The sequence below is a fragment of the Aeromicrobium changchenzhani genome (assembly GCF_057586615.1).
Genome location: NZ_CM172480.1, coordinates 1680775 through 1704974 on the forward strand (window position 1 = coordinate 1680775; position 24200 = coordinate 1704974).

Genomic DNA, 24200 nt, shown 5'->3' on the forward strand with positions numbered 1-24200 from the left:
CGTACGCTGTCCGCATGGGACAAGACGTCGAGGCCCGGGTGTTCACGCGCGAAGATCGTAAGATCTATCGCGCCAAGGTACGTCGCTGTCTTGACGTGTTCGCACGGATACTTAGCGAGTACGACCTCTCAGTGGAGCATCCACAGGTGGGGATCGAGATCGAATTCAATCTGATCGATGCCGACGGCAATCCCACCCTCAGGAACGGCGAAGCACTCGAAGCGATCGCCGACCCAGCCTTTCAAACCGAGCTGGGCCAGTTCAACGTCGAGATCAACGTTCCGCCCAGCGGACTGGCCGGCGACGGTCTGTCAGTACTGCAGGAGAATGTGCGCGCTGACCTCAACGGGGCACAGACCAAAGCCGGTGACATTGGTGCAAATCTGCTGATGATCGGGATCCTTCCGACGCTCGGTGGCGACCACGTGACGGGGGATTCCATCTCGGCAAATCCGCGCTACGCACTGCTGTCAGAGCAAATTCTCAACGCTCGTGGCGAAGACATCGAGATCTTGATCGAAGGGGTTGATCGACTTGAGACTACCGCCGACACAATCGTTCCGGAGGCGGCCTGCACGAGCACCCAGCTGCACCTTCAGGTGGAGCCCGATGACTTCGCGCAGATTTGGAATGCGTCGCAGGCGATCGCTGGAGTCCAGTTGGCAGTCGGCGCCAACTCGCCATTCCTGCTTGGCAAACAACTGTGGCATGAGACCCGAATCCCGTTGTTCGAGCAGGCGACCGACACCCGCAGCGATGAGTTGAAAGCCCAGGGCGTGCGCCCCCGGGTCTGGTTTGGCGAACGCTGGATCACATCGGTGTTCGATCTGTTCGAGGAAAATGTGCGTTATTTTCCGGCGCTCCTCCCTATCGTTGATGCCGAAGACCCGTTGGTTGAGTTCGAGGCCGGCCGCGTTCCAACCCTCGCCGAGCTCCGTTTGCACAATGGAACGGTCTATCGCTGGAACCGGCCGATCTACGACGTCGCTAAGGGCAAACCACATCTGCGGGTGGAGAACCGTGTCCTCCCGGCGGGGCCGACAGTTATCGACACGATGGCCAACGCCGCGCTCTACTTTGGTCTTGTCAAAGCGCTCAGTCACAGCGACCGGCCCGTGTGGTCGCAGCTGTCGTTCAAAGCCGCCGAGGACAATTTCCATGTGGCCGCGCGCAATGGCATCGAAGCCGAGCTCTACTGGCCGTCGGTTGGCGCAGTTCGGGCCCGAGAACTTGTCCTTCGGCAGCTTTTGCCACTCGCACACATCGGCCTCGAGGCATACGGCGTCGCAACCCCAATCAAAGACGCCCTGCTGGGCGTCATCGAACAACGCTGCATCACCGGTCGCAACGGTTCGACGTGGCTTATCGCTGAGTATGAGCGTCGGCTTCGCACCGAAACGGACCGAACACAGGCGTTGCGATTGACGACGCTTGCATACGAGGAACACATGCACAGCAATGTGCCGGTCCACCAATGGCCCACAAACTGAGAGCTTCCTAAGGAAATCCGTGCCCTGCTCTCCGAAGAGTTGGATACGCATGGCACACTTGAGGAAACTGCGGTTGACCACAGGACCGGTTTGCCGCGCCCTAACTCTGCTTTTGCGAGGTTTTCTGTGTCGGTTGTTTCTGCCGCAGGCTCCCGGTTGCGGGCCGTTATCAATAAGAAATCATCGGGTCCCGACGTTGTGGATCAGGCACAGAAAGTGACCACCGTTGCAGTTGAACCGGTCGTGAAGGAGCCCGTGAAGAAGACAACAGCACGCAAGCCCGAACCGGAGACTGCGAAGTCGACGGCGAGCAAGCCAGCCAATAAAGCTGTGGCTGCCGCCAAAGCCACGCCCAAGAAGGCCGCCAAAGCGGCCGTTTCCGTCCCTACGAAAAAGACAGTGACAAAAAAGACCACCGTGACGAAGACTGCCGAAACTGCCAAGAAGACCGCTACTCCCGCCGTGAAGCCTGCCGCCAAGAAGGCCGCGACACCCGCTAAGAAGGTGACCGTGCCCGCCGCGAAGGCTGCGGCGAAGAAAGCACCTGCCAAGAAGGCCGCGGCGAAGAAGACCAAGAATGTCGTGAACGAGCCGGCAACAAAGGCTGCGACTGCGTTGGTCGATGCGACTGGCAAGAAGGTTCTGCCTGATATTCCCGACGAAGAATTCGAGAAGGACGTCAAGACCGACCCCACGCTGAAAGAAGACGAGAAATCTGGCTTCACACTGTCGGCCGCTGACGAGAGCGATGAGCCGGTCCAGCAGGTCATGGTTGCCGGCGCGACCGCCGACCCGGTCAAGGACTACCTAAAGCAGATCGGCAAAGTTTCGCTGTTGACCGCCGGCCAAGAGGTTGAGCTGGCCAAGCGCATCGAGGCTGGACTTTTTGCTGAAGAGAAGGTTACGAAGGGCGGGCGTATCTCGCCCAAACTCGGCGAAGAACTTGACTGGATCCGCGCCGATGGGCGTCGCGCCAAGAACCACCTGCTTGAAGCGAACCTGCGCTTGGTCGTCTCGCTAGCCAAGCGCTACACCGGCCGCGGCATGTTGTTCCTTGACCTCATCCAAGAAGGCAACCTCGGCCTTATCCGTGCGGTCGAAAAGTTCGACTATACCAAGGGTTTCAAGTTCTCCACCTATGCGACCTGGTGGATCCGTCAGGCCATCACCCGCGCAATGGCCGATCAGGCCCGGACGATCCGCATCCCGGTCCACATGGTCGAGGTCATCAACAAGTTGGCCCGCGTCCAGCGCCAGATGCTTCAGGACTTGGGCCGTGAGCCCACCCCCGAAGAGCTTGCCACTGAGTTGGACATGACGCCCGAAAAGGTCGTCGAAGTTCAGAAGTATGGGCGCGAGCCGATCAGCCTCCACACGCCGCTGGGCGAGGACGGCGATTCCGAGTTTGGCGACCTGATCGAGGACTCCGAAGCGATCGTTCCAGCCGATGCAGTGTCATTCACACTGCTGCAGGAGCAGCTCCACGCCGTGCTCGACACGCTGTCCGAGCGCGAAGCTGGCGTCGTTTCGATGCGTTTCGGTCTGACCGACGGTCAGCCGAAGACGCTCGATGAGATCGGCAAGGTTTATGGCGTCACGCGTGAGCGGATCCGCCAGATCGAGTCCAAGACCATGAGCAAACTGCGGCACCCATCGCGGTCACAGGTCCTGCGCGATTATTTGGACTGAGTGAGTTGGGCCCGTCGCGTCGCGTCGGGCCGAGCCACAACAGAACGGGCTCCCAACCAATTGGTCGGGAGCCCGTTCTGTCGTTTGCCAACCCAGTTGTTTAGCTGGGCCGTTGCTCAGTTCTCGTCGTTGTGTGCCGTGGCCGGAACCTGCGCAAGGCGTCCGGTCTCGTCATGGATTTGGGCCGCGATCTCACGAAGCTTGTCCTCGTGGGCGCGGGCGTGGTGTGCGCAGAACAGGAGTTCTCCGCCATTGCTCAGCTCTGCTCGTACGTAGGCCTGAGCACCACAGCGATCGCAACGATCCGTTGCGGTGAGCGCTGACGTCTTTTCAGCAACTGCCGTCATGTCTGACCTCTCTTCACTCTGGAATCTTCGTTCGATAGTTATAACATCCTCGCATGTGACGCTATTCCCATCAGGCGACGGTCCCAACTAGTTGAATCCGTGCTCCTATGCATACCCTGTCATGCCAAGCCGGGATGGGAGGACACGCATTTCGTGCCCGCGTGTCCCGGCCAGTTTGAGCGGGCTGCCCCGATATTGTGGAACTAGCCACCAACGTGGTGGTGCAGTTATGTTGCGCAAGGAAATCATCATCGAAGCCACGTACGACGCCCGGAACCTGCTCGTCCTCGAAGGGCTGGAAGCAGTCCGCAAGCGACCGGGCATGTATGTCGGCTCGACCGACACTCGTGGGCTCATGCATTGCCTGTGGGAGATCATCGACAATGCGGTGGACGAAGCGCTCGTTGACGTTTGCACCAAAATTCAGGTCATCCTGCACCGTGATGGTTCGGTCGAAGTCCACGACAACGGTCGCGGCATCCCGGTCGACAATGAGAAGAAAACTGGGCTCAGCGGTGTTGAAGTGGTCTTCACGAAACTGCACGCCGGTGGCAAGTTCGGCGGCGGCTCCTATGTTGCGACCGGTGGCCTGCATGGCGTCGGCGCCTCGGTGGTCAATGCCCTCTCGTCCCGCCTCGATGTCGAAGTCGACAAGGGCGGCGTCACCTGGGCGATGTCGTTTCGGCGTGGCGTGCCGGGGGTCTTTGCCGGTCCGAACCCTGACGACGACTTCACCCCAGGCAATCAGTTGCGCAAGATCGGCAAGGTCGCCAAGGCGCGGCGCGGCACACGGGTGCGCTATTGGTCCGATCCGCAAATCTTCATCAAGGGCGCGAAGTTCTCCTACGACGAACTCGCCACCCGCGCGCGCCAGACGTCATTCCTAGTCCCCGGACTGGAGATCGTGATCCGTGACGAGCGCGCCGAGGAAGTCATCGAGGAATCGTTTAAGCATGACGGCGGCATCGCGGAGTTCTGCGATTTCCTCGCGCACGGGGAGGCAGTGACCGATATTCTTCGGCTGCAGGGCCACGAGACCTTCACCGAAACGGTTCCGTTGCTTGACAACAAGGGCCATATGAGCCCACAGGATGTTGACCGTGATCTGGGCGTCGACATCGCGTTGCGGTGGGGCGATGGCTATGAGCATGATGTTCGGTCTTTCGTGAACATCATTGCCACGCCCAAGGGCGGCACCCATATCCAAGGGTTTGAGCGCGGGCTCACCAAGACTTTCAATGACGTGCTGCGTGCGTCTCGCCAACTCAAGACGGCTGACCCCGATGTCATCAAGGACGACATTCTCGAAGGGCTGACAGCAGTGGTCACGGTGCGGCTGGCCGAGCCGCAGTTCGAAGGGCAGACCAAGGAGATTCTCGGCACACCCGCTGTGCAGAAGATCGTTAACACGGTCGTCAGGAATGAACTGACGGCGTTTCTGACGTCCAATAAGACGGCGCACCGGGCAAAGGCCAAGCGCGTCATGGAAAAGGTCGTGGGTGCGTCCCGGACACGGCTGATGGCCCGCCAGCAGCGCGACACGCAGCGCCGCAAGAATGCGCTCGAATCCAGTGCATTGCCGTCCAAGCTGGCCGATTGTCGCAGCAATGACGTTGAACGCAGCGAACTTTTCATCGTCGAGGGAGACTCGGCGCTAGGCACTGCGAAGTCAGCCCGCGATTCGGAATACCAAGCGCTCCTGCCGATCCGAGGCAAGATCCTCAACGTACAGAAGGCTTCGATCGGCGACATGCTCAAGAATGTTGAGTGTTCGTCGATCATCCAAGTCGTCGGTGCTGGCTCGGGACGTACGTTCGACGTCGATAATGCTCGCTACGGACGCATCATCTTCATGGCCGACGCCGACTCCGATGGCGCGCACATTCGTTGTCTGCTGGCGACCTTGTTCTTCGGCTATATGCGGCCGCTCGTGGAGGCCGGCAGGGTTTACACGGCGGTGCCTCCGCTGCACCGGATCGAGTTGACCAACCCCAAGAAGGGGACGGGGAAGTACGTGTACACCTATTCGGATCCAGAATTGCAGCGCAAGCTGGCCGAGTTAGCCAAGAAAGGCATCCGCTGGAAGGACCCGGTTCAGCGCTACAAGGGCCTCGGTGAGATGGATGCCCACCAGCTGGCCGAGACCACAATGGACCCACGTCATCGCACCCTGCGCCGACTCACCGTTGACGACGCGGAGGAAGCCGCCACGGTCTTCGAACTGCTCATGGGCCATGAGGTTGCCCCGCGCAAGGAGTTCATTGTGCAAGGCGCCTACGAGTTAGATGCTGACCAGATCGACGCTTGAACTAGTTCAGGCGACCTGCTTGAGCAGTCCTGAGTCGACGTCATAGATGAAGCCGCCGATTCCGACGGTGCTCGGGATCAGGGGGTGCGATCGCGCTCTGTGGACGTCGGCGATGACGGTGCGTTCTTGATCGGTGATGACGCCGAGCGTCAACCACGTCGAATCGGTCGCGGTGATCTCAGAAATCTTGTCATGTAGTTCTTCATCGGTGGACGATCCCATTGCACAGCGAGTGTGCTCGACGATCATGACTCTGTTGACGTTGAGCGTAGCGACGCTCAGCACCAGCGCAACCAAAACCTGGTCATCGACACGCCCACCCGGGTTGCGGAGAATTTTGGCGTCGCCGGCGTGGATACCGATCATGGCAAGCGGGTCGATGCGGGAATCCATACAGGTCACCATGCAGACACCGGCTTGGGCGATGCCGTCGAATCCGGAGAGGCCAAAGTCAGCGGCATAATTTTCATTGGCAGCGAGAAGGTCGGAAAAATCATTCACATTTCCACATTACTGCTGCGTTGTTGTGCTCGTTCGACCTGGTCGCAAAAGTATGCTGCCGAGTACAGCCGCGAGGAACGCGCAAACTGCCGCGCCCGCGAAGACCGCATGCAATTGTGAAATGCCGGCGCCGAGCAGCGCATCCTGGTAGGCGTCACATGCGGTATTGACACCATTGCAGAGATCCGTGGCCGGCGGAATCGCCGAGGATGCCGCATAAAAGCGATGTAGACCGATCGTCGTGAGGGCCGAGATGCCGATCAACATACCGACCATACGAGCCACAATCAGGAAACCCGATGCAACGCCATGGACGGCATCGTCGGTGACCTCCAACAGGACCGCATTGATCGGCGCGATGGCCAGACCAAAGCCAATTCCTGCCACGATGAGCGATAGCGTCTCGATTGGGTGCTCAAGCGATTTTTCGTTCCATGTGGCCATGTGGACGAAGGCAAGGCCGCTCATCGTCATTGCGACCGTCGTGAGCACCGCCGCATTGGTATATCGGAGCAGCCACCCGCCCAACAATGCGCCGATCGGCAATGCGACGAGGAAACGGACGAGGACGAGCGCAGCGTCCAGTTGGGAGTCCGGGTAGATCGTCAGCCGCGCAAAGAAAGGTATGTCGACCAGCGCTGCGATGAGTGCTGCGCCGATGAAAAAGGAAACGGCCATCGAACCCCATGCGGCTCGATGTGCCAGTGCACGCCGCGGAATCAGTGGCGATCGCGCTGTTTTCTGCCGCCAGGCGAAGGCGATGGCAGCAATTAATGCCATCGGGAGCAGTATGGGTGCGTTAGCGCTGATCGAATTGCTCTCAGGTTCGGCTGAAGCGAACGCGACGATCACCGCGCCCAATCCGATCGCCATCAGCAGAGCGCCGATCAAGTCGGTCGCGCGCGCAATCTCGCCCCAGGCACGCCAGCTGAGCAACGGCTGTCGGGCGAGCGCTTCACGAAGGACAAACAACCCGAAAGCCAGATACAAGAACAGCGCCAGCGGCGTCAGCCAGCGCGAATCACCATGGATCGGAAGGAAAGCTCGTCCGGAGTTGATGCCCGCGGTCAGAAAGTTTGGGGCGGCCATTACCAGCGCGAGTGCCGTGAGCATGAGCACAAGCAGCCCAATGCCGAGCAGGTCGTGCCGCTTCCGCTGTGCCGTCGCGTCGTTGCGCGGCTTGTCGGTTCGGGTGTGAAGCATCGCCGCGGCCAGCACGAGTCCGATCGCACAATTCAGCCAGAAGATGTCGCGCCAGTCGCCAACTGCCAACACCGCGGCACCATAGAGCGGGCCGAGAACGCTACCGAGTTCCTGTACCGCGCCGATGATCCCGAGTGGCAAACCGCGGTGTGAGGGCGGCCAGGTGTCAGCGACCAGTGCGAGCGTCGGCGGGATCAGGCCGCCGCCACCCATACCCTGGATGAAGCGGCCGATCACCATACTGTCGAGGTTGTAGGCGACTGCCGTCACCAATGAACCAAGCGCGAAGATCGCGAGCGAACCGAGCAGGACGGGGACTCGGCCGCGCAGATCAGAGATTCGACCGATCAGCGGGAGTATGCCCACATAACCGAGCAGGAACCCCGACACGATCGGGGCGGCCCGTTGCAATTGATCGATGTCAAGGCCGGTTGAGGCCATCATGTCCGGCAGTGCGAGCACGACGACATAGGTGTCGGCCGCAGCAAAAGCGATCGCGACGGCCGCGAGCGCTAGGAGTGTGTGTGACCCGGCCGCGGCGCCTCGGGTCCCCGCGGGCCCGGTTGGATTCACGGCTTGGTGATTGTCACTGGTGTCGATGAGGTCGTCACGCTGACCGTGTAGGTCAGTGAATCGGCGCCGGGATAGAAGGGTCCGGTGATCGTCGCGTCATGGAGTTCGTTCTTGTCGGTCAGCCGATAGGTCACCGCGAACGGTTTGGCGGCATTGGCCGACGGCACCAGCGACTGAACCACGGCACCGGGGAGCGTGCCCTTAATGCTGGTCAGTACGACTGACCCGGCACGGCTTTTGCCATTATCTGAGAGCTTCGTGCTCTTGATCAGCAAATCGGAAACGCCGCCCGTGGTGGCGACCAGCGCCGCCGGGTCAGGCGCTTTAAGGGAAGCCGGATCGATGGTTAGGAACGCCGGTGCAAAGCTCACCTTGGCATAAACGGTGCCGTCGACGGCAACGACGTCGGCGCCGAGGCTCGCACCCGAAGCGACGACCTTGACTTTGCCCTTGAAAGCGGGGGAGTGATTGCCATCGCCGTCCGCGCTGAGGAGCCCGTTGACGCCACTTGGCAGCTTGGTGGTGCTCAGCTCCAGATGGATTGTTTCGGCCCCATCCAGTGCGGTCTTGGCCTTCGCCAACCGTGGTGCAAGATCGCTGGCCGTGGGTTTGGCATCGGAGCCACCGCAGCCGGCTAGGCCGATCACGACGGTGACAGCGACAATGACGGTGAAGATTCGTATGCGCACGCGATCAGTCTTCCATGAGTTGGGTTCCGAGCAACCCGGATACGGGGCCGGAAACCGCGATAGCGGGCTGTGCCAACGGCGTTCCCGAACCATCACGGCGTTCCGTCGTTTCGGGTAGGTCAACCGCGGAGCCGCTGCTTGCCGAGGCCATCGCCGGCCCGGGGCCAGCCCACGCCAGAATGAGCGCATCCTCGCCCTTGAGTAGGCGGTGGCAGCGTACGCCACCGGTGGCACGCCCCTTGGCGGGATAGATTGCCAACGGGCTGACCTTGGCCGCGCCATTTTCGGTGCCGGGCAACGCATCGATGGATCCGGCGATCGTGACGACTTCGGCCTCGTGCTGGCTGTCGAGCGCACCGAAAAACACCACCGAGCAATCGGTGCTGAGTTTGATCCCGGCAACGCCGCTGCCGGAGCGACCCTGCGGACGTACAACATCGGCACTGAACCGAAGTAGTTGGGCATCAGTCGTGATGAACACAAGTTGCTCGTGACCGGTCGTCAACGGAACAGCACCGACGAGTTCGTCGCCCGCGGTCAGATGGATCAGATCCCAATCATCGCGATTCGCCAGGTAGTCGGGCTTGATGCGCTTGACCGTGCCGGCCTTGGTGCCGACGGCGAGCCCGGGCTGATCGGCCGCGAAAGTCATCAAGGTTAAAACCTTGGCATCGAGCGCGAGGATTTCGCTGACCGGCACGCCCCCTTGCAGATGCGGTGAATGTGCGGTCGGTGGTAGACCGGGCAGATCGAGAACGTTGAGTTTGTGCACGCGGCCGTCGCTCGTCACGACGCCGATCTCACCACGCGCAGTCGTCCGGATTGCCGCGACGATTGTGTCGTGCTTGGCCCGACCAGTAACCTCGCCGAACGGCGAATCGTCGGCGGTCCGTGCCAACAGACCGGTCGCCGACAGCAGAGCCCAGCACGGGTCGTCGGCAACTTCGAGCGGCGTTGCCGACGAGACGACTGTGCCGGCCGATTCGAGCAGGATCGTGCGGCGCGGATTGCCGAACTCCTTCGCCATCGCTGCGAGCTCGTCGCCGACAAGGCCGCGAAGGATGTTTTCGTCGGCCAGGATCGCTCCGAGATCGGCGATTGTCTGGAGCAGCTCGTCGCGATCCTTTTCGAGCTCGATTCGGGAGAATTTCGTCAGGCGTCGCAACTGGAGTTCGAGAATGTGATTGGCCTGGATCTCGGTGAGATCGAAGACCTGCATGAGCCGCTCGCGCGCCTCAGCAGTGTTGTCGCTGCCGCGAATCAACTGGATGACCTCGTCAATGTCCAGGATTGCGATCAGCAAACCTTCCACGAGGTGCAACCGTTCGGTGGCCCTGCGGCGACGGTATTCACTGCGGCGACGCACGACGTCGAAGCGGTGATGCAGATAGACCTCAAGCATTTCCTTGAGCCCAAGGGTCCGGGGTTGTCCCTCGACGAGGGCGACTGCATTGATGCCGAACGACGTCTCCATTGGCGTGTGCTTGAACAGTTGCTCGAGCAATGCTTCGGGGTGAATGCCGTTCTTGACCTCAATGACCAGGTTCAATCCCTTGTGCCGGTCCGTGAGGTTCTTGACATCGGAGATGCCGTGCAGCTTCTTGGCCTGGACCAACTTCTTGATCGCTTCGATGACTTTCTCGGGCCCGACGTTGTAAGGCAACTCGGTCACAACGATGCCCTTGCGGCGGGCCGTCACTGCCTCAATCCGGGTTGTGGCGCGGATCCGGAAACTGCCATTGCCAGTCGCGTAGGCGGACCGGATGCCGTCCAGGCCGATGATCTTGCCGCCGGTCGGCAAATCGGGGCCGGGAATGAAACGCATCAGATCGTCGAGCGAAGCCTCCGGCTTCTTGATCAGGTGGCGCAGGGCCTGAATGACCTCGATCGGGTTGTGCGGCGCGAGGTTGGTGGCCATACCGACCGCGATGCCACTGGCACCATTGATCAACAGATTGGGCAATGCGGCCGGAAGCACGCTTGGTTCGGTCTCGCGACCGTCGTAATTGGGTCGGAAGTCGACGGTGTCCTCGTGGATCGATGCCGTCATCGCTTCGGCAGCGGGATCCATGCGCGCTTCGGTATAGCGCATTGCGGCTGGCGGATCATCGGGTGAACCGAAGTTACCGTGGCCGTCGATGAACGGGAGCCGCTGAGACCATGGCTGATGCAGGCGAACCATCGCGTCGTAGATCGCGCTGTCGCCGTGTGGGTGCAGCCGGCCCATGACCTCGCCGACAACACGGGCGCTCTTGACGTGGCCGCGGTCGTGCCACAGGCTCATGTCGTCCATGGTGTAAAGGATTCGCCGTTGCACCGGCTTGAGCCCGTCGCGGGCATCGGGCAGTGCCCGCGAATAGATCACGGAGTAGGCGTATTCGAGATAACTCGAATTCATTTCTGCGACGATGCTCGTGTCGATAATGTGCTCGTCGAAATCGTCGTCCTGGGTGCTGGTGGTGCGGCGCGCCATACGTCCTCTCCTGATCGATCCCTATTGTCCCGCGATCACGCAGGTCGGGTCGATTGCCACGCCGGGTAAGTATGGATTGATCCCCGCCGTGAACGCCGTCACGATACGCTCAGCATGTGACCACCGATGTACGTGCCGCGGACCATTGGGACGCCGATGTCCTGCTTAAGGATGGGCGAGCGGCCCAGATCAGGCCCATTGTTCCTGCCGATGCTGACGGGCTCGTCGCGTTCTACGCGCGAGTGTCCGACGAATCTAAGTATCTTCGATTCTTCGCGCCTTATCCGGAGCTGTCGGTCAAGGACGTCAAACGGTTTACGACGGTCGACAACAACCGGCGAGTGGCATTTGTCATCACGATGATCGACGACATCATTGCGGTCGGCCGTTATGACGCGGTGACTGACGACGAGGCTGAGGTCGCGTTCCTTGTGGAAGATGCCCATCAGGGTCGCGGCATTGGCCAACTCTTACTCGAACACCTCGCCCAAGCCGGACGTGAGAGCGGCATCGGCGCATTTGTCGCCGATGTGCTGCCCACCAATACCAGAATGCTCCAGATTTTCCGCGAAATGGGCTACGTGGTCGCCAACACGATGGAACACGGCGTCCTACGGTTGGAATTTAGGCTCGATCCCACCGAAACTGCGCTTGGAGTGATGCGTGCGCGGGAGCAACGTGCCGAAGCAGCTTCGATTGAGCGCATCTTCAACGCCAGCAGTGTTGCGGTCGTCGGCGCGAGTCGGCGGCAAGGCAGTATCGGTCAGGCGATGGTTCGCAACTTGGTTCTTGGCGATTTCACCGGCAACATTTATCCGGTCAATTCCCAATCCATGTCGGTATCGGGGATACCGGCATATGCGACCGTCAGCGACATACCCAATCAAGTCGATTTGGCCATCGTTGCGGTGCCGGCAGAATCGGTCAACGATGTCGTTCTCGACTGCGCCAACAAGGGCGTGCACGGCCTCGTGGTCATCTCCGCAGGCTTTGCCGAGGAAGGTCCCCGCGGCCGTCAACGGCAGCGAAAATTGCTTGGTCTCAGCCGTAGTTACGGATTGCGGCTGATCGGCCCGAACTGCCTAGGCATCATCAATACCGGTCTTGACATGCAACTCAACGCGTCGCTGGCGCCGACCATGCCGCACCGCGGGCGGGTTGGCTTCTTCTGCCAATCTGGTGCGCTCGGCACCGCGATCCTCGAGTCCGTCGCCCGACGTGGGCTGGGGCTCTCCACCTTCGTGTCGGCCGGCAACCGTGCCGATGTGTCGGGCAACGACCTGCTTCAGTACTGGCAGGAGGACGATGCGACCGAGGTTGTCTTGCTCTATTTGGAGTCGATCGGTAACCCACGCAAATTCTCGCGGATTGCCCGCCGAGTGTCGCGCACCAAGCCGATCGTGGCGGTGAAATCCGGCCGGTCCACCCAGGGCATTCCGGTCGGCCACGTGATCAAACAAACCGCTGCGCCACAGTCCGCTGTCGATGCGATGTTCCGACAGGCGGGGGTCATTCAGGTCGACACCCTAGATGAGATGTTCGACGTCGCGCAGTTGCTCGCGCATCAGCCGTTGCCGCGGGGCAATCGGATCGCAATTGTCGGCAACTCCGATGCAATGGGGTTGCTCGTTGCTGATGCGGCGGCGGCAGTTGGTCTTAACGTCAGCCCGCCGGTGGCACTTGGCGCTGATGCCGATGAGGCGGCCTTCGAGAAGGCAATCGAACGTGCGCTGATCAGTCCCGACATCGACGCACTTGTTGCGGTCTACATCCCGCCGTTGAATACGTCCGGCGAGGAGGTCGCCAATGTCCTTGCCGCGATCGGCGAACAGTCCGACAAACCGATCGTCTCGACCTTCTTGGGCCGGGAAGGCGTGCCCGAACTCCTGCGTGTCCCTGATCTTGGCGCCGAGGCCGGCCGCGGCTCCGTACCGTCCTATGCCGCACCAGAATCAGCCGTACGCGCATTGGCCCGCGTTGTGCACTATGCGGAGTGGGCTGCCAAAGATCAAGGAGATTTTCGCGTCGCCTTGGATCATCGAACCGGCGATGCGCGCGAGATCATCCGCGAAGTGCTGGCCAAGGCACCGCGCGGCGCGATTCTGTCGACAAAACAGGTTCACGATCTGCTCGCCTGCTATGGCATCGACATCTGGACCTGGGTCAACGTTCACACCCGCGAAGAGGCCATCACAGCTGGCGAGGAACTCGGCTGGGAAGTCGTGCTCAAGGCCGGCTCTGAACACCTACGCGCTCGTCCCGATCTCGCCCACATCTGGCGTGACATCACCGATGCGGAGTCGATGGGGGAGGCGTGGGATGATCTCACGACCTGGGCGGGGATGCGCCGTGAGACGACGTTCTTCGTGCAGCGCGCTGCACCCGAAGGAGTCCCGTTGACGTTCAGGGCTTCGGAGGATCCACTTTTCGGCCCGTTGATATCTTTCGGTCTTGCCGGTGCGCCCAGCGAACTGCTCGGCGACCGGGTTTACGGCATTCCGCCGCTCACCGATGTCGATGCTCAGACGATGATCCGTGACCTCAAATCCGCGCCGATCCTCTATGGTTATCGCGGTTCCGAACCGGTCGACGTCGGTGCGATCGAGGACATCATTTTGCGGCTTGCCGCGCTCAAGGACGACCTTCCCGAAGTTGCCGAACTCGACCTTGAGCCGGTACTCGTACGCACGGAAGGATTTAGCGTGCTCAGCGCCCGGGCCAAGGCCGTACCCACGACTGATCGCCGCGGCGACTGGTATGCCCGACGGCTCAGCCAGCCCGCAACCGCGGGGGATACGCTCGTCTGATGACCGACAGCAGCAAAGAACTCTTCGCCGCGGTATCCCGTAGTGGTTACTATCCCGAAGCCGTCGCCGCCGGTATGCGTGACGCGCTTGCCGATGAACCAGTCCTCGACTTTGTTCTGCATCACGAGCCAACCTTCGATCGCGATGAGATTCGTCGCCACATGACGGTGCTTGCGTTGACTGGATCCCGACTGGTCCTCGTCCACACCGATGAGCATCCGGCCGACGAAATCCTGACCGAGGCTTACACCTCAACCACCAGTGAGGCAGTTCCGGTCAGCTCGATTCGCTCCGTCGTCGTTACCCGTATGGTGCCGTCGAGCCCCAAGGGCGCTGCCAACAAGGCCCCCGAAGAGGTGCTCATGACGATCAGTTGGGGCGCGGTGTCGCGGGTCGACCTCGAACCAGCACGCTGTGCCGATCCGGAGTGTGAAGCCGATCATGGTTACACCGGCAGCATCGCTGGCGATGATTTCACGCTCCGGTTGAGCGCAACGGCCGACGGTGGCGCAGCAGTGCAGCATTTGCTCCGGTTTGCGCGTTCACTGTCAGCACGCACCGCGTTGGAGGTTCGTTGAATACCATGCTGCCAGATTTCGGCCGCCGGTCATTGGAGACTGTTTTCCCAAGTATTGGTGCTGCAATCGGCGTGGACGGCTTTGCCAACACGCTGGACCTCCCGTCGGCACCGCGGTATGTCGTGTTGCTCGTCGATGGCATGGGATTTGATCTGTTGCGCGATCATGCGGCGGCGGCCCCATTCTTATCGAGCCTGGCACTGGGCGAGCCGATGACTGTGGGCGTACCATCGACCACCGCAACCAGCCTCACCTCGCTCGGGACCGGACTGAACGCCGGTCGCCATGGCGTTTTGGGCTACACCAACCGCATTCCCGGTACCAATCAGCGACTCAATTCACTCAAATGGGATCAGCCGGTTGATCCGCTCGAGTGGCAGCCACACGAGACAGTTCTTGAGCGCCTCCAGGTCGAAGGCATTGCGGTCACGGTTGTCAACGACACGATGTTTGCTGAATCTGGCCTCACCTTGTGCAGCCAGCGTGGAGTTCCTTTTCGTGGCATCGAAACGGTCTGGGAACGACTCGACGAAATCGTCGACGCTTCGGAATCGAGTGCTCAGTCCGTCGTGTATGCGTATGAATCGAGGCTTGACCACACCGGTCATGCGCGCGGTTGCGGTTCGCCTGAATGGGAAGCCATGCTCACCACGATCGACACCGACCTGCGTCTGTTGCGGGAAGATCTGCCGCCCGATGCCGTCCTCGTTGTCACGGCCGACCACGGCATGGTGGATGTCCCCAAGGAAGGCCGATTCGATCTCGACCAGCATCCTGAGTTGCGCAAGGATGTCACGCTCGTGGCCGGTGAAGCGCGCTTTCGCCACATTCACACCCGCGATGGCGCTGCCGAGGAGGTCGCTCAGCGTTGGCAGGAGATGCTCGGCGACCGTGCTGTCGTACGTACTCAGGATGGTGTCGAGGACTGGTTCGGCCCGATCGACCCGTTGGTTCGGCCACGTATCGGCGATGTGCTGGTTGCTTCACTCGGCAATTTTGCGGTGTTTTCTTCGGTCGATTTCGCGATCGAACAGAAGATGACCGGTTTCCACGGCTCAGTCACACCGACGGAGATGCGCGTTCCGTTGCTCGTCAGCAGTTGAATGTGTGCACCCTGGCCGTAAGCCATGACAACTCGACCACCGGTAACTGGCAGACTTGACCAGTGGCTGATCTCAACTTCTATTCCGGCACGATGGATTGCGGCAAGTCGACGCTTGCGCTGCAGATGGATCACAATCACAAGACCCGCGGTCGTGTCGGGCGGGTGTTCACCTCACACGACCGCGCTGGGCGTTCAACGCTTTCCAGCAGGCTGGGCCTTTCGGCCGAAGCGGTCGAGGTCCCCATCGATTTCAACTTCTGGCACTACGTTGTCGATCAGTTAACCCATGGTGGACGCATCGATTATCTGGTCTGCGACGAGGCACAGTTTTACACTGTGGATCAGATCGACCAGATTGCTAAAATCGTCGATGAACTCGACATCGATGTGTTCGCGTTTGGGATCCTCACCGATTTTCGCACGCGGCTCTTCGCCGGCTCGGCTCGCCTGATCGAATTGGCCGATCGGGTGCAGACGCTTCAGGTGGAGGCATTATGTTGGTGCGGCGCTCGCGCCACCCACAATGCGCGCACCGAGGATGGTGCCATGGTCACCGAGGGTGACGTGATTGTCGTCGGCGATGTGGACTATAGCGACGACCGACAGCCCGTCATCGGTTATGAGGTGTTGTGCCGACGTCACCATCGACGCCGAATGACTGCCGCCACGGCACGCGCTGCGCAACTGTCACCCGATGTACTGCCCTTTTCTTGAAAGAAAAGTATTAAAGCGATTATTCCGCCTCGGGCTTGCCGCCGAACATGATTTCGTCCCAACTCGGCACTCGACGGCGCTCATGCCGCTTTTTGCTCGGTTGCTGAGCCGGGTGGGAGGCGATCGTGTCAGGAACTGCGACGTTCTGGTCGATCTCGTTAATGTCATAGGTGGTGTATTCGTCGACAAAAGTCGATTCGTCCGTTTCGATACGTTCGCCGGTTTCGGCGGGACTGTTAGCGCGGCTCTCGCCGCTCGTGCCCGGCTCATCGGTGGCCTCTTCGCCCAATGCGAGCTGTCCCATGGCACGGCGATCCCGGGCCGCTTTCAATGATGAGACGCCGTGTGGGTGCTGTTCGGTGTTGGCATGGGTGACGGCGGGCTCATCGTTGAGTGGTGAACGCACGGCATCGGCGATCGCCATATCCGCTGAGTCGGGCAGTGCCACATCGCCGACCAGATCGTGCGCCAGCTGATCGGCTGGCACGACATACCGACCAGGAACGTCAAAGAGGAAATTAGCGGTTTCGTTGGCGCCTTCGGGCAGGATCGCGAGGTTCCAACGGCCGTCCTCGCGCTTCCAGGCATTCCAGACAGCCGTCTCCGGGGCGCCGCCGCGCGCAAGTAACTGGTCGTCGACGAGTGCGCCGAGCAGGACGCCACTGCCACCGGCGTGCTTGCGGCGGAGCACGGTCTTGCGGGCCTGCTCGCACATGTATTCGCGCTCGGCAAGAACCGGAACGGCGTATGGCATGATCCGATCAACCTCGACACCCGCTGCCTCGGCAATCGTTTCAGGACTTTCGCCACGACGGATTCGAGTCTGGATGTCGCGGGGGCTCAGTGAACTGTTCATCTTGCTCTCCAACTGACCGGTGCTCGGCTTGGTTGTCGGTGACAGGGAGTCGACCAGAGACTTGGTCCGATGATCGGCACGTATGCGGAATTCTTCTCCAGTGGCGGAATCGAGCGCGATAAGACCCGCCTTGTCGTCGCTCAGCCTGGCGAGACCGAGTTCGCGCATGGGATCCTCCATCAAATCTACGTCTTCTCAGTGTTGTCGGTCAGCGCGCTGATTCCCACTCGACGCGCCGAAACGCGAAAGGTTCTTCGCTTCTGACGGATTTTGGGTTCAGCAGCTTTGGGTTCAGTGACGACGGGGGAGTACCGCATCGAATGCGGCATCGTGATTGCCAAAGCGGTGCGTCGTGATGCTGATGGTTTGCTCGCGCAGGAACGGTAGCGCCTCAAGCCGGCCTGATGGCGTCACCGGATTGGAATAGATGGCAACGTCAGGATCGCCGTTTATTGCGCCCGCGAGGGCACCCGCGTCGGAACCAACTAGACGAATCCGCTCGGGGTGCAGGCGCTTAACGGCGGCCAGCCAGTCGGCGTGGGACTCAACGCGTACGTCAGAGGCGAGCTCGACTGGCAAGGAGACGTGGCTGCTGACCAGCACAGTGGCGCCGACGCGATCGGCTGCGATCAATACGCGTACGAGTTCGGCGAGCCGACCGTTCTCACCGAAGCGGACGGTGACGGGCATTGCCAGATAGCGGAATACATTGCGTTCCACGCCGAGACCGGAAAGGTCCTTCTCGATGCCGAACTCACGTTGCCAAGCGTTTTGGTCCGAGCCCGCGGCAGCATGTAGCCAGTCGAGCTCGGCGACAGACACGAGTTCGGCCGCAGCGACGAGTAGCGCTTGCGTAGGCTCGCTCAGCGGGCCGGTCTGCGCGACTGGGCGCAATGGCTTGGGCTCCCACGAACCCAAGTGGGTCAGATAGTTGGGGCCGCCAGCCTTGGCCGTTGTCCCAACGGTGGATCGTTTCCAGCCGCCGAACGATTGCCGCTGAACGATGGCGCCGGTGATGCCGCGGTTGACATACAGGTTGCCCGCCTCGACCTGGTCGATCCACTGGTTGACCTCATCGGCATCAAGTGAATGGATGCCAGCGGTCAGCCCGTAGTCGGTTGCGTTCTGGAACGCGATTGCCTCTTCAAGATTCTTTGCCCGCATGATGCCGAGCACCGGACCGAAGAACTCGGTGGAATGAAAGTGGCTGCCCGGCGCGACACCGCTGCGAACCCCCGGCGACCAAAGTCGGCCGGTGTCATCGAGTGGTTCGGGCTTGATCAACCAGTCCTCACCGGGCGCCAGGGTCGTCAATGCATCGGCGAGCTTGCCCTGCGCCGGTTCGATCAACGGCCCCATGAAAACGTTTGGATCCTGTGGATAGCCGACCTGCTGGGAAGACACAGCATCGACGAGTTGCCGTTCGAAACGTTTAGACTCTCCGACCGAGCCGACGAGGATCACCAGACTTGCCGCTGAACATTTCTGCCCGGCATGTCCGAATGCGCTCTTGGCGACATCGGCAGCAGCATGGTCGAAATCGGCGCTCGGCGTGACGATGATCGCATTCTTGCCACTGGTTTCGGCCAACAGCGGGAGATCATTTCGCCAGGAACGGAACAATGCTGCAGTTTCCCAAGCGCCGGTAAGAATGAGTCGATCGACAATCGAATGCGACACGAGCGCTTTGCCGAGCGGACCCTCATCAATCGAGGCGAAGGTAAGCACATCGCGCGGGATCCCGCCTTCCCACAACGCTTCGACCATGACCGCAGCGCAGCGACGCGATTGTGGCGCGGGCTTGATGATGACGGCACTGCCGGCGGCCAGAGCTGCCAGCACCGAGCCTGCCGGAATTGCGACGGGGAAGTTCCATGGGGGTGCCACAACGGTCAGATTTGAGCTCGTGAAGGTTGCGCCATCGACGGCATCGAGACGCCGGGCTGCTTCCGCGTAATAGTTGGCGAAGTCGATTGCTTCGCTAACCTCGACATCGGCTTCGGCGATGGTCTTGCCGGTCTCAGCGGCCATCACTGCGATCAGGTCACCGCGGCGTGCTGCCAGAGAACTTGCGCATTGGTGCAGCAGCCAGGCCCGGATATCGGTGTCACGTTTGCCCCACTCGATGCCAGCATCGCGGGTGTGGCGGATCAGCGATTCAAGGCTGGCTGGCCCGGGTATGGCGTTGTCGTGGACCGTGTGCTCGCCCAGCTGGGTGTAGATCGAACGATCCAACAGCGCCTGACCCCAGGCGCGGTTGGCCGGCAACGACGGATCGGTGTCGGGCGTGTTCGTGAATGGGGCCGAGAACGAAAACACGCCCTCGTGCTGCCGGTTCTGTTTGCGGTTAGGGCCGGGGACGTCATCATCCAGATCCTTGACCGACTCGATGAATCGGTGCTTCTCCCGCTCGAATAATTCGGCACTAGTGCTGAGGTCGAACACCGCAGACATGAAGTTGTCCGAGCTGGCATTTTCTTCGAGTCGGCGTACGAGATAGGAAATTGCCACATCGAACTCATCCGGATGCACAACCGGCGTGTAGAGCAGTAGCTTGCCGATCTCTTGGCGCGCCGCGGACACCGGTCCGGAGGTCATACCCAACAGCATCTCGAAATCGACTGCATCGCGGACTGATCGGTGGCCCGCCAGAAGCCAGGCGTAGGCGATGTCGAAGAGGTTCTGTCCGGCGACGCCGATGCGGATCGCATCGGCGCGTTCGGGGGTGAATGCGTAGTTGAGGATCCGCTTGTAGTTGGTGTCGGTTTGCTGCTTGGTCGCCCAGGTTGCTTGTGGCCAGCCGTGCAACGCGGCGTCGACATGCTCCATCGCCAGATTGGCACCCTTGACGATGCGCGCCTTAATGGGCGCTCCGCCCGCCGTGCGGCGCTCGTGTGCCCACTGTTGTAGGCGGGCCATGGCGCCCAACGCATCGGGCAGATAGGCCTGCAGGACGATGCCTGCCTCAAGCTGCGGGAACCGATCGAGAACCTTGGTAAAGACGGCGATCGTCAGGTCGAGATCGCGGTACTCCTCCATGTCGAGATTGATGAATTTGTCTGGCCCGGCGGCTGCGATCTCATACAACGGCATCAAGTTGTCAGCGACGCGGTTGACGGTGTCGTCGAAGGCCCACATCGACAGCTGGCTGGCGATTGCCGAAACCTTGACCGAAACGTAGTCGACGTCCTCGCGTGCGAGCAGTTCTTCGGTGCCCTTGAGTCGCCGGGCGGCTTCACGCTCACCGAGCACGGCCTCGCCGAGCAAATTGAGATTGAGGCGGTCGCCGTCGGCCCGGAGTTTGCCGATGGCTTTGCCCAGTTTGTCCGGCCGGGCGTCGATGATCAGATGACCGACCATACGGCGGAGCGAGCGACGTGCGACAGCTACGACGAAACGTGGTGCCAGCAGCGAAAACAAGGCTCCCAACTTAACGAGGAAACGCAAGTGCCATGGCAGGAACGTAGGTGTTTTGGCCGCGAGTGAGCGGAGATTGTGCGCTGCGACGTAGGGATCTTCAGGGCGGATGACCCGGTCGACGAAGCCGATCGTGAAGTCCAGACCGCTCGGGTCCTTCAGGAGGTGCGCAAGACGCTTCGCAGCCGGGTTGCGGCGCTGCTTTTCCTGGGCGGCGGGGTCGATCCAGCGGCGTACGAGATCGACGCTTTCATCGGCAAGAGTGAGATCGGTCATGTCGAGGCCTAGGTTAGCCTGAACGGGGCGGTGCGTTAACCCCGGACCGGACGTTGGGGCGGGTTGACCGACCACGCCACGATCGTCGCGCACGCACCGGCGATCAACGGCACCCAGAAGCCTGCCGATGCGCCGGACCGATCGATAAGCCAACCGGCGAACGCGGCACCCGGTGCGACACCGATCGCCATGCCAGTGGACGTCCACGCGATGCCCTCAGTGAGTCGCGACGGCGGCACATACAACTCGATCAGATTCATGGCTGCGATCAAGGTCGGCGAGATCATGAAGCCGCTCAGAAATATACCCAGCGCCAGCCAACCAATCGATTGGAGAAACAGCAACGGGATGAACAGCAGCGTCAGTCCAAGCAGTGAGAACCGCAGTTGACGAACCGGACTCACTGGCAGCGACGTCGCACCGACAAGGATGCCGGCCAGCAAGCTGCCGCCAGCCCACACGGCAAGGATTGGTCCGGCGGCCGAGCGTTGCCCGAGTTCGGTTGAAAACGCCACGACGATGACCTCGGTCGAACCAAACAGGACTCCGAGGCCGCTCGAGGCGAACATGACCGGCCCGAGCAACCCCCAGCCGAGCGGTTCGCGCGAACCCGCCTTTTGTTGGGACCGTGGCGGCTCGCTGCGACGTTGCGCGGCGAGGAGAAACGTGCCGATGAGCGCGGCTGCTGCGGCCGCGACCAGCCCACTGATCTCGTCCACGTTGAGCGCGAGAAAGGTCACCGCAACCGGGCCGACCATGAAGACAATCTCGTCCAAGATCGCTTCGACCGAAAACGCCGAATTCAGTTGCGAACGGTCCGTGATCGTATGCGACCAGCGGGCTCGGACCATAGATCCGGCCTGGGCCGAACCCAGGCCAGCCAGCATCGCGGCAAGGTGAATCGAGAGCGTTGGCCACCGCAATTCGATGGCAACTAGCAAGAGTGCGATACCAACCGCATACACAATCCCGACGCATCGCAGGACGACCGCTTGGCCAAAGCGATCAGCAAGCCGGCCTTGGGTCGGAGCTCCAACCGCAGCTGCGAGCACATAGGCGGCCGAGACCGTGCCGGCCAAGGCATAGGAATCCGTGCGAGCCGAGATCAAGAGCACGATGCCGAACCCGGTCATTGACAACGGGAAGCGGGCTACGAGTCCCGAAGCACTGAACGCGAGCGCTCCGGGAAGCGACAGAACGCGTCGATATGGCTCAAGCACAGGACTCCTTCCCGGGGTAGGCGATGTGCGCAATGTGCTGATGGCAAAATATGGGTTATGAATCCCAGTCCGTACGACGCCGTTCTCCTTGTGTCCTTCGGTGGTCCGGAGAAACCCGACGACGTGGTGCCGTTCTTGCAGAACGTGACTCGTGGAAAGGGTATTCCACTCGACCGGCTCGAAGCGGTCGGTGAACACTATTACTTATTCGGCGGCCGATCGCCGATCAACGACCAGTGCCGAGAACTGCTGGCTGCGGTTCGCACCGACTTCGCCGAGAATGCGGTGGACATTCCCGTCTACTGGGGAAATCGCAACTGGGATCCCTATCTCGCCGACACTCTTGCACAGATGGAAGCCGATGGGATCACCCGAGCACTGTGCTTTGTGACCAGCGCCTACTCGTCCTATTCGGGTTGTCGCCAGTATCGCGAAGATGTCTTTGCTGCGGCCGAGCCGACAACAATCGAGCTCAACCGGACCCGGACCTATTTCAATCACGAAGGTTTCATCGGGCCGTTCGCCGAAGCCACTGCCGACGCACTCGACGGTGCAGCAGCAGGAACCCATGTGGTCTTCGTGACCCACTCGATCCCCGATTCGATGAATGCGGCAAGCGGAGGGCCGGGGTTGCACATGTATGAGCGTCAACACCTCGAGGTGGCCACCCAAGTTGCCGAGCGAACTGGCACGAAGTCTTGGAGTCTTGCCTACTGTTCGCGTTCTGGGCCACCGTCAATGCCGTGGCTCGAGCCCGACATCAATGACCGACTGCGCGAATTGCACGCTGACGGTGTGCGGTCGGTCGTGGTGGTGCCGATTGGATTCACGTCCGATCACATGGAAGTCATTTTTGACCTTGACACCGAGGCCGCCGCGACAGCCAGTGAGTTAGGCATGGACTTCGTCCGGGTGGCAACGCCGGGCACTCATCGGAATTTCGTCGCGATGGTGCGTGATTTGCTCCTAGAGCGTGCCGCGATCGAACGCGGCGAGCAGGTCGAACGATGCGCCGTGGGGAATCTAGGAGCAAATCACGATGTGTGTCCAGCTAACTGCTGCGCCAATCCCCGGGCCCAACGGTCGACGATTTCGTGACTGCTCCCGACGAACTGATGACACTTGCGCAAGAGGTGGGTCGTATGGCGGCCCGCTATGTAGCTGATGCCCGGCCTCGTGGTCGTGTCGAGGTTGCGGCCACAAAGTCGAGCCCCACCGATGTTGTGACCGCAATTGACGAGGAGTGCGAGCGCCGAATCAGGGCAGAAATCCTTGCTGCTCGACCCCAGGACGGGTTTGTCGGTGAAGAAGGTGCCGATGTGATTGGTAGCTCGGGAGTTGACTGGATCGTTGATCCGATCGACGGCACGGTCAACTTTGTTTATGGTCTCCCGTTCTATGCGGTGTCGATCGCGGCATCGATCAATGGGCGGGTTGAGGTCGGCTATGTGATCAACATCGCAAACGGCACCGAATACACGGCGATCCGCGGTGCTGGAGCATTCCAACGCACCGATTCGGAGTCCACACGGCTCGCGGCACCCCGTGGCGGGCAACTCGATCACGCGCTCGTTGCCACCGGCTTCAACTATGTCCGGTCGGTTCGTGCACATCAGGCCGCGGCCGCGGCCGTCATGCTCCCGCAGGTCAGGGACATACGGCGCACGGGCTCGGCAGCGCTCGACCTGTGCGGATTGGCTTCAGGGATGTATGACGCGTATGTCGAACAAGGCTTGAAAGCGTGGGATCTAGCCGCCGGTGGACTCATTGCGACTGAAGCGGGCATCATTCTTGATGGGTTGGACGGCATCCCGAATGAGCGGCTTGTTATGGCCGCGCGGGCCGATATCGCGAAGGAATTTTTCGCCCTCGTGCACGCTTGTGGCTTCTGAGTGTGCTTGAAGCCTCAACATGTGGCACAATCGCGCCGGTCGCATCGCACAGAAGGAGGGTC

General features: G+C 61.0%; 17 protein-coding genes. 9 read left to right on the top strand and 8 right to left on the bottom strand.

What is annotated here, in order from left to right; translation table 11 throughout:
- The first annotated feature begins 14 nt into the window (after positions 1-14).
- On the top strand, positions 15-1490 hold the full coding sequence (locus AC2YB9_RS08540; protein ID WP_487268436.1) for a glutamate-cysteine ligase family protein: 1476 nt from the start codon (positions 15-17) through the stop codon (positions 1488-1490).
- A gap of 198 nt (positions 1491-1688) precedes the next feature.
- Positions 1689-3179, top strand: coding sequence for an RNA polymerase sigma factor (locus AC2YB9_RS08545; protein WP_487268585.1), 1491 nt, complete (start codon positions 1689-1691; stop codon positions 3177-3179).
- Between the two features lie 116 nt (positions 3180-3295).
- On the opposite strand, the gene AC2YB9_RS08550 is transcribed toward AC2YB9_RS08545, so the two are convergent.
- The gene (locus AC2YB9_RS08550; RefSeq protein ID WP_487268437.1) at positions 3296-3526 is read right to left on the bottom strand and encodes a DUF7455 domain-containing protein; all 231 of its coding nucleotides are present in this window, start codon (positions 3524-3526) and stop codon (positions 3296-3298) included.
- Between the two features lie 229 nt (positions 3527-3755).
- Here AC2YB9_RS08550 and AC2YB9_RS08555 point away from each other — a divergent pair, with 229 nt between their 5' ends.
- Complete coding sequence (locus tag AC2YB9_RS08555; RefSeq protein ID WP_487268438.1) at positions 3756-5834, top strand: DNA gyrase/topoisomerase IV subunit B; 2079 nt, start codon at positions 3756-3758, stop codon at positions 5832-5834.
- 6 nt (positions 5835-5840) lie between these two features.
- Here AC2YB9_RS08555 and AC2YB9_RS08560 read toward each other — a convergent pair whose 3' ends face one another.
- Genes AC2YB9_RS08560 through AC2YB9_RS08575 form a run of 4 tightly spaced genes read right to left on the bottom strand, consistent with a single transcriptional unit; the run spans position 5841 to position 11273 of the window.
- Positions 5841-6335 carry a beta-class carbonic anhydrase gene (locus tag AC2YB9_RS08560; RefSeq protein ID WP_487268439.1) on the bottom strand — a complete coding sequence of 165 codons (495 nt, stop codon included), beginning with the start codon at positions 6333-6335 and terminating at the stop codon, positions 5841-5843.
- 9 nt (positions 6336-6344) lie between these two features.
- Positions 6345-8111, bottom strand: coding sequence for an MFS transporter (locus AC2YB9_RS08565; protein WP_487268440.1), 1767 nt, complete (start codon positions 8109-8111; stop codon positions 6345-6347).
- Entirely contained in the window at positions 8108-8800 is a 693-nt protein-coding gene (locus AC2YB9_RS08570; RefSeq protein ID WP_487268442.1) for an LppX_LprAFG lipoprotein, read from the bottom strand. Before AC2YB9_RS08570 ends, AC2YB9_RS08565 begins: the two co-directional genes overlap by 4 nt.
- A gap of 4 nt (positions 8801-8804) precedes the next feature.
- On the bottom strand, positions 8805-11273 hold the full coding sequence (locus tag AC2YB9_RS08575; protein ID WP_487268444.1) for a DNA gyrase/topoisomerase IV subunit A: 2469 nt from the start codon (positions 11271-11273) through the stop codon (positions 8805-8807).
- Between the two features lie 116 nt (positions 11274-11389).
- On the opposite strand from AC2YB9_RS08575, the gene AC2YB9_RS08580 reads away from it, so the two are divergent.
- The 4 genes from AC2YB9_RS08580 (at position 11390) to AC2YB9_RS08595 (ending at position 16477) form a co-directional block, all read left to right on the top strand.
- A complete protein-coding gene (locus AC2YB9_RS08580; protein ID WP_487268445.1) occupies positions 11390-14080 on the top strand; it encodes a bifunctional acetate--CoA ligase family protein/GNAT family N-acetyltransferase in 2691 nt (896 codons plus the stop codon).
- Positions 14080-14658, top strand: coding sequence for a DUF5998 family protein (locus AC2YB9_RS08585; protein WP_487268447.1), 579 nt, complete (start codon positions 14080-14082; stop codon positions 14656-14658). The genes AC2YB9_RS08580 and AC2YB9_RS08585 overlap by 1 nt, the downstream gene beginning before the upstream one ends.
- A gap of 5 nt (positions 14659-14663) precedes the next feature.
- Positions 14664-15761 (top strand): alkaline phosphatase family protein, encoded by a 1098-nt coding sequence (locus tag AC2YB9_RS08590; protein WP_487268586.1) that lies wholly within the window; start codon positions 14664-14666, stop codon positions 15759-15761.
- 62 nt (positions 15762-15823) lie between these two features.
- A complete protein-coding gene (locus AC2YB9_RS08595; protein WP_487268449.1) occupies positions 15824-16477 on the top strand; it encodes a thymidine kinase in 654 nt (217 codons plus the stop codon).
- 19 nt (positions 16478-16496) lie between these two features.
- Here the strand turns inward: AC2YB9_RS08595 and sepH are convergent, their stop codons facing one another.
- The 3 genes from sepH to AC2YB9_RS08610 all read right to left on the bottom strand — a co-directional run bounded on the left by sepH (position 16497) and on the right by AC2YB9_RS08610 (position 22246).
- Positions 16497-17501 (bottom strand): septation protein SepH, encoded by a 1005-nt coding sequence (gene sepH / locus AC2YB9_RS08600; RefSeq protein ID WP_487268451.1) that lies wholly within the window; start codon positions 17499-17501, stop codon positions 16497-16499.
- A gap of 123 nt (positions 17502-17624) precedes the next feature.
- Complete coding sequence (locus AC2YB9_RS08605) at positions 17625-21026, bottom strand: bifunctional proline dehydrogenase/L-glutamate gamma-semialdehyde dehydrogenase (RefSeq protein WP_487268453.1); 3402 nt, start codon at positions 21024-21026, stop codon at positions 17625-17627.
- 35 nt (positions 21027-21061) lie between these two features.
- The gene (locus tag AC2YB9_RS08610) at positions 21062-22246 is read right to left on the bottom strand and encodes an MFS transporter (protein WP_487268454.1); all 1185 of its coding nucleotides are present in this window, start codon (positions 22244-22246) and stop codon (positions 21062-21064) included.
- A 57-nt stretch (positions 22247-22303) separates the two neighbouring features.
- Between AC2YB9_RS08610 and AC2YB9_RS08615 the strand changes: the two genes are divergently transcribed.
- Both AC2YB9_RS08615 and AC2YB9_RS08620 read left to right on the top strand, forming a co-directional pair.
- Positions 22304-23344 carry a ferrochelatase gene (locus AC2YB9_RS08615; protein WP_487268456.1) on the top strand — a complete coding sequence of 347 codons (1041 nt, stop codon included), beginning with the start codon at positions 22304-22306 and terminating at the stop codon, positions 23342-23344.
- Positions 23341-24138, top strand: coding sequence for an inositol monophosphatase family protein (locus AC2YB9_RS08620; RefSeq protein WP_487268457.1), 798 nt, complete (start codon positions 23341-23343; stop codon positions 24136-24138). The genes AC2YB9_RS08615 and AC2YB9_RS08620 overlap by 4 nt, the downstream gene beginning before the upstream one ends.
- The last annotated feature ends 62 nt before the right edge of the window (positions 24139-24200 follow it).

What these genes read in the sequence shown, in the direction of transcription:
- AC2YB9_RS08540 (WP_487268436.1), top strand. Translation starts at nt 15, where the DNA reads ATGGGACAAGACGTCGAGGCCCGGGTGTTCACGCGCGAAGATCGTAAG.
- AC2YB9_RS08550 (WP_487268437.1), bottom strand. Translation starts at nt 3,526, where the DNA reads ATGACGGCAGTTGCTGAAAAGACGTCAGCGCTCACCGCAACGGATCGT.
- AC2YB9_RS08555 (WP_487268438.1), top strand. Translation starts at nt 3,756, where the DNA reads ATGTTGCGCAAGGAAATCATCATCGAAGCCACGTACGACGCCCGGAAC.
- AC2YB9_RS08575 (WP_487268444.1), bottom strand. Translation starts at nt 11,273, where the DNA reads ATGGCGCGCCGCACCACCAGCACCCAGGACGACGATTTCGACGAGCAC.
- AC2YB9_RS08585 (WP_487268447.1), top strand. Translation starts at nt 14,080, where the DNA reads ATGACCGACAGCAGCAAAGAACTCTTCGCCGCGGTATCCCGTAGTGGT.
- AC2YB9_RS08590 (WP_487268586.1), top strand. Translation starts at nt 14,664, where the DNA reads ATGCTGCCAGATTTCGGCCGCCGGTCATTGGAGACTGTTTTCCCAAGT.
- sepH (WP_487268451.1), bottom strand. Translation starts at nt 17,501, where the DNA reads ATGCGCGAACTCGGTCTCGCCAGGCTGAGCGACGACAAGGCGGGTCTT.
- AC2YB9_RS08605 (WP_487268453.1), bottom strand. Translation starts at nt 21,026, where the DNA reads ATGACCGATCTCACTCTTGCCGATGAAAGCGTCGATCTCGTACGCCGC.
- AC2YB9_RS08615 (WP_487268456.1), top strand. Translation starts at nt 22,304, where the DNA reads ATGAATCCCAGTCCGTACGACGCCGTTCTCCTTGTGTCCTTCGGTGGT.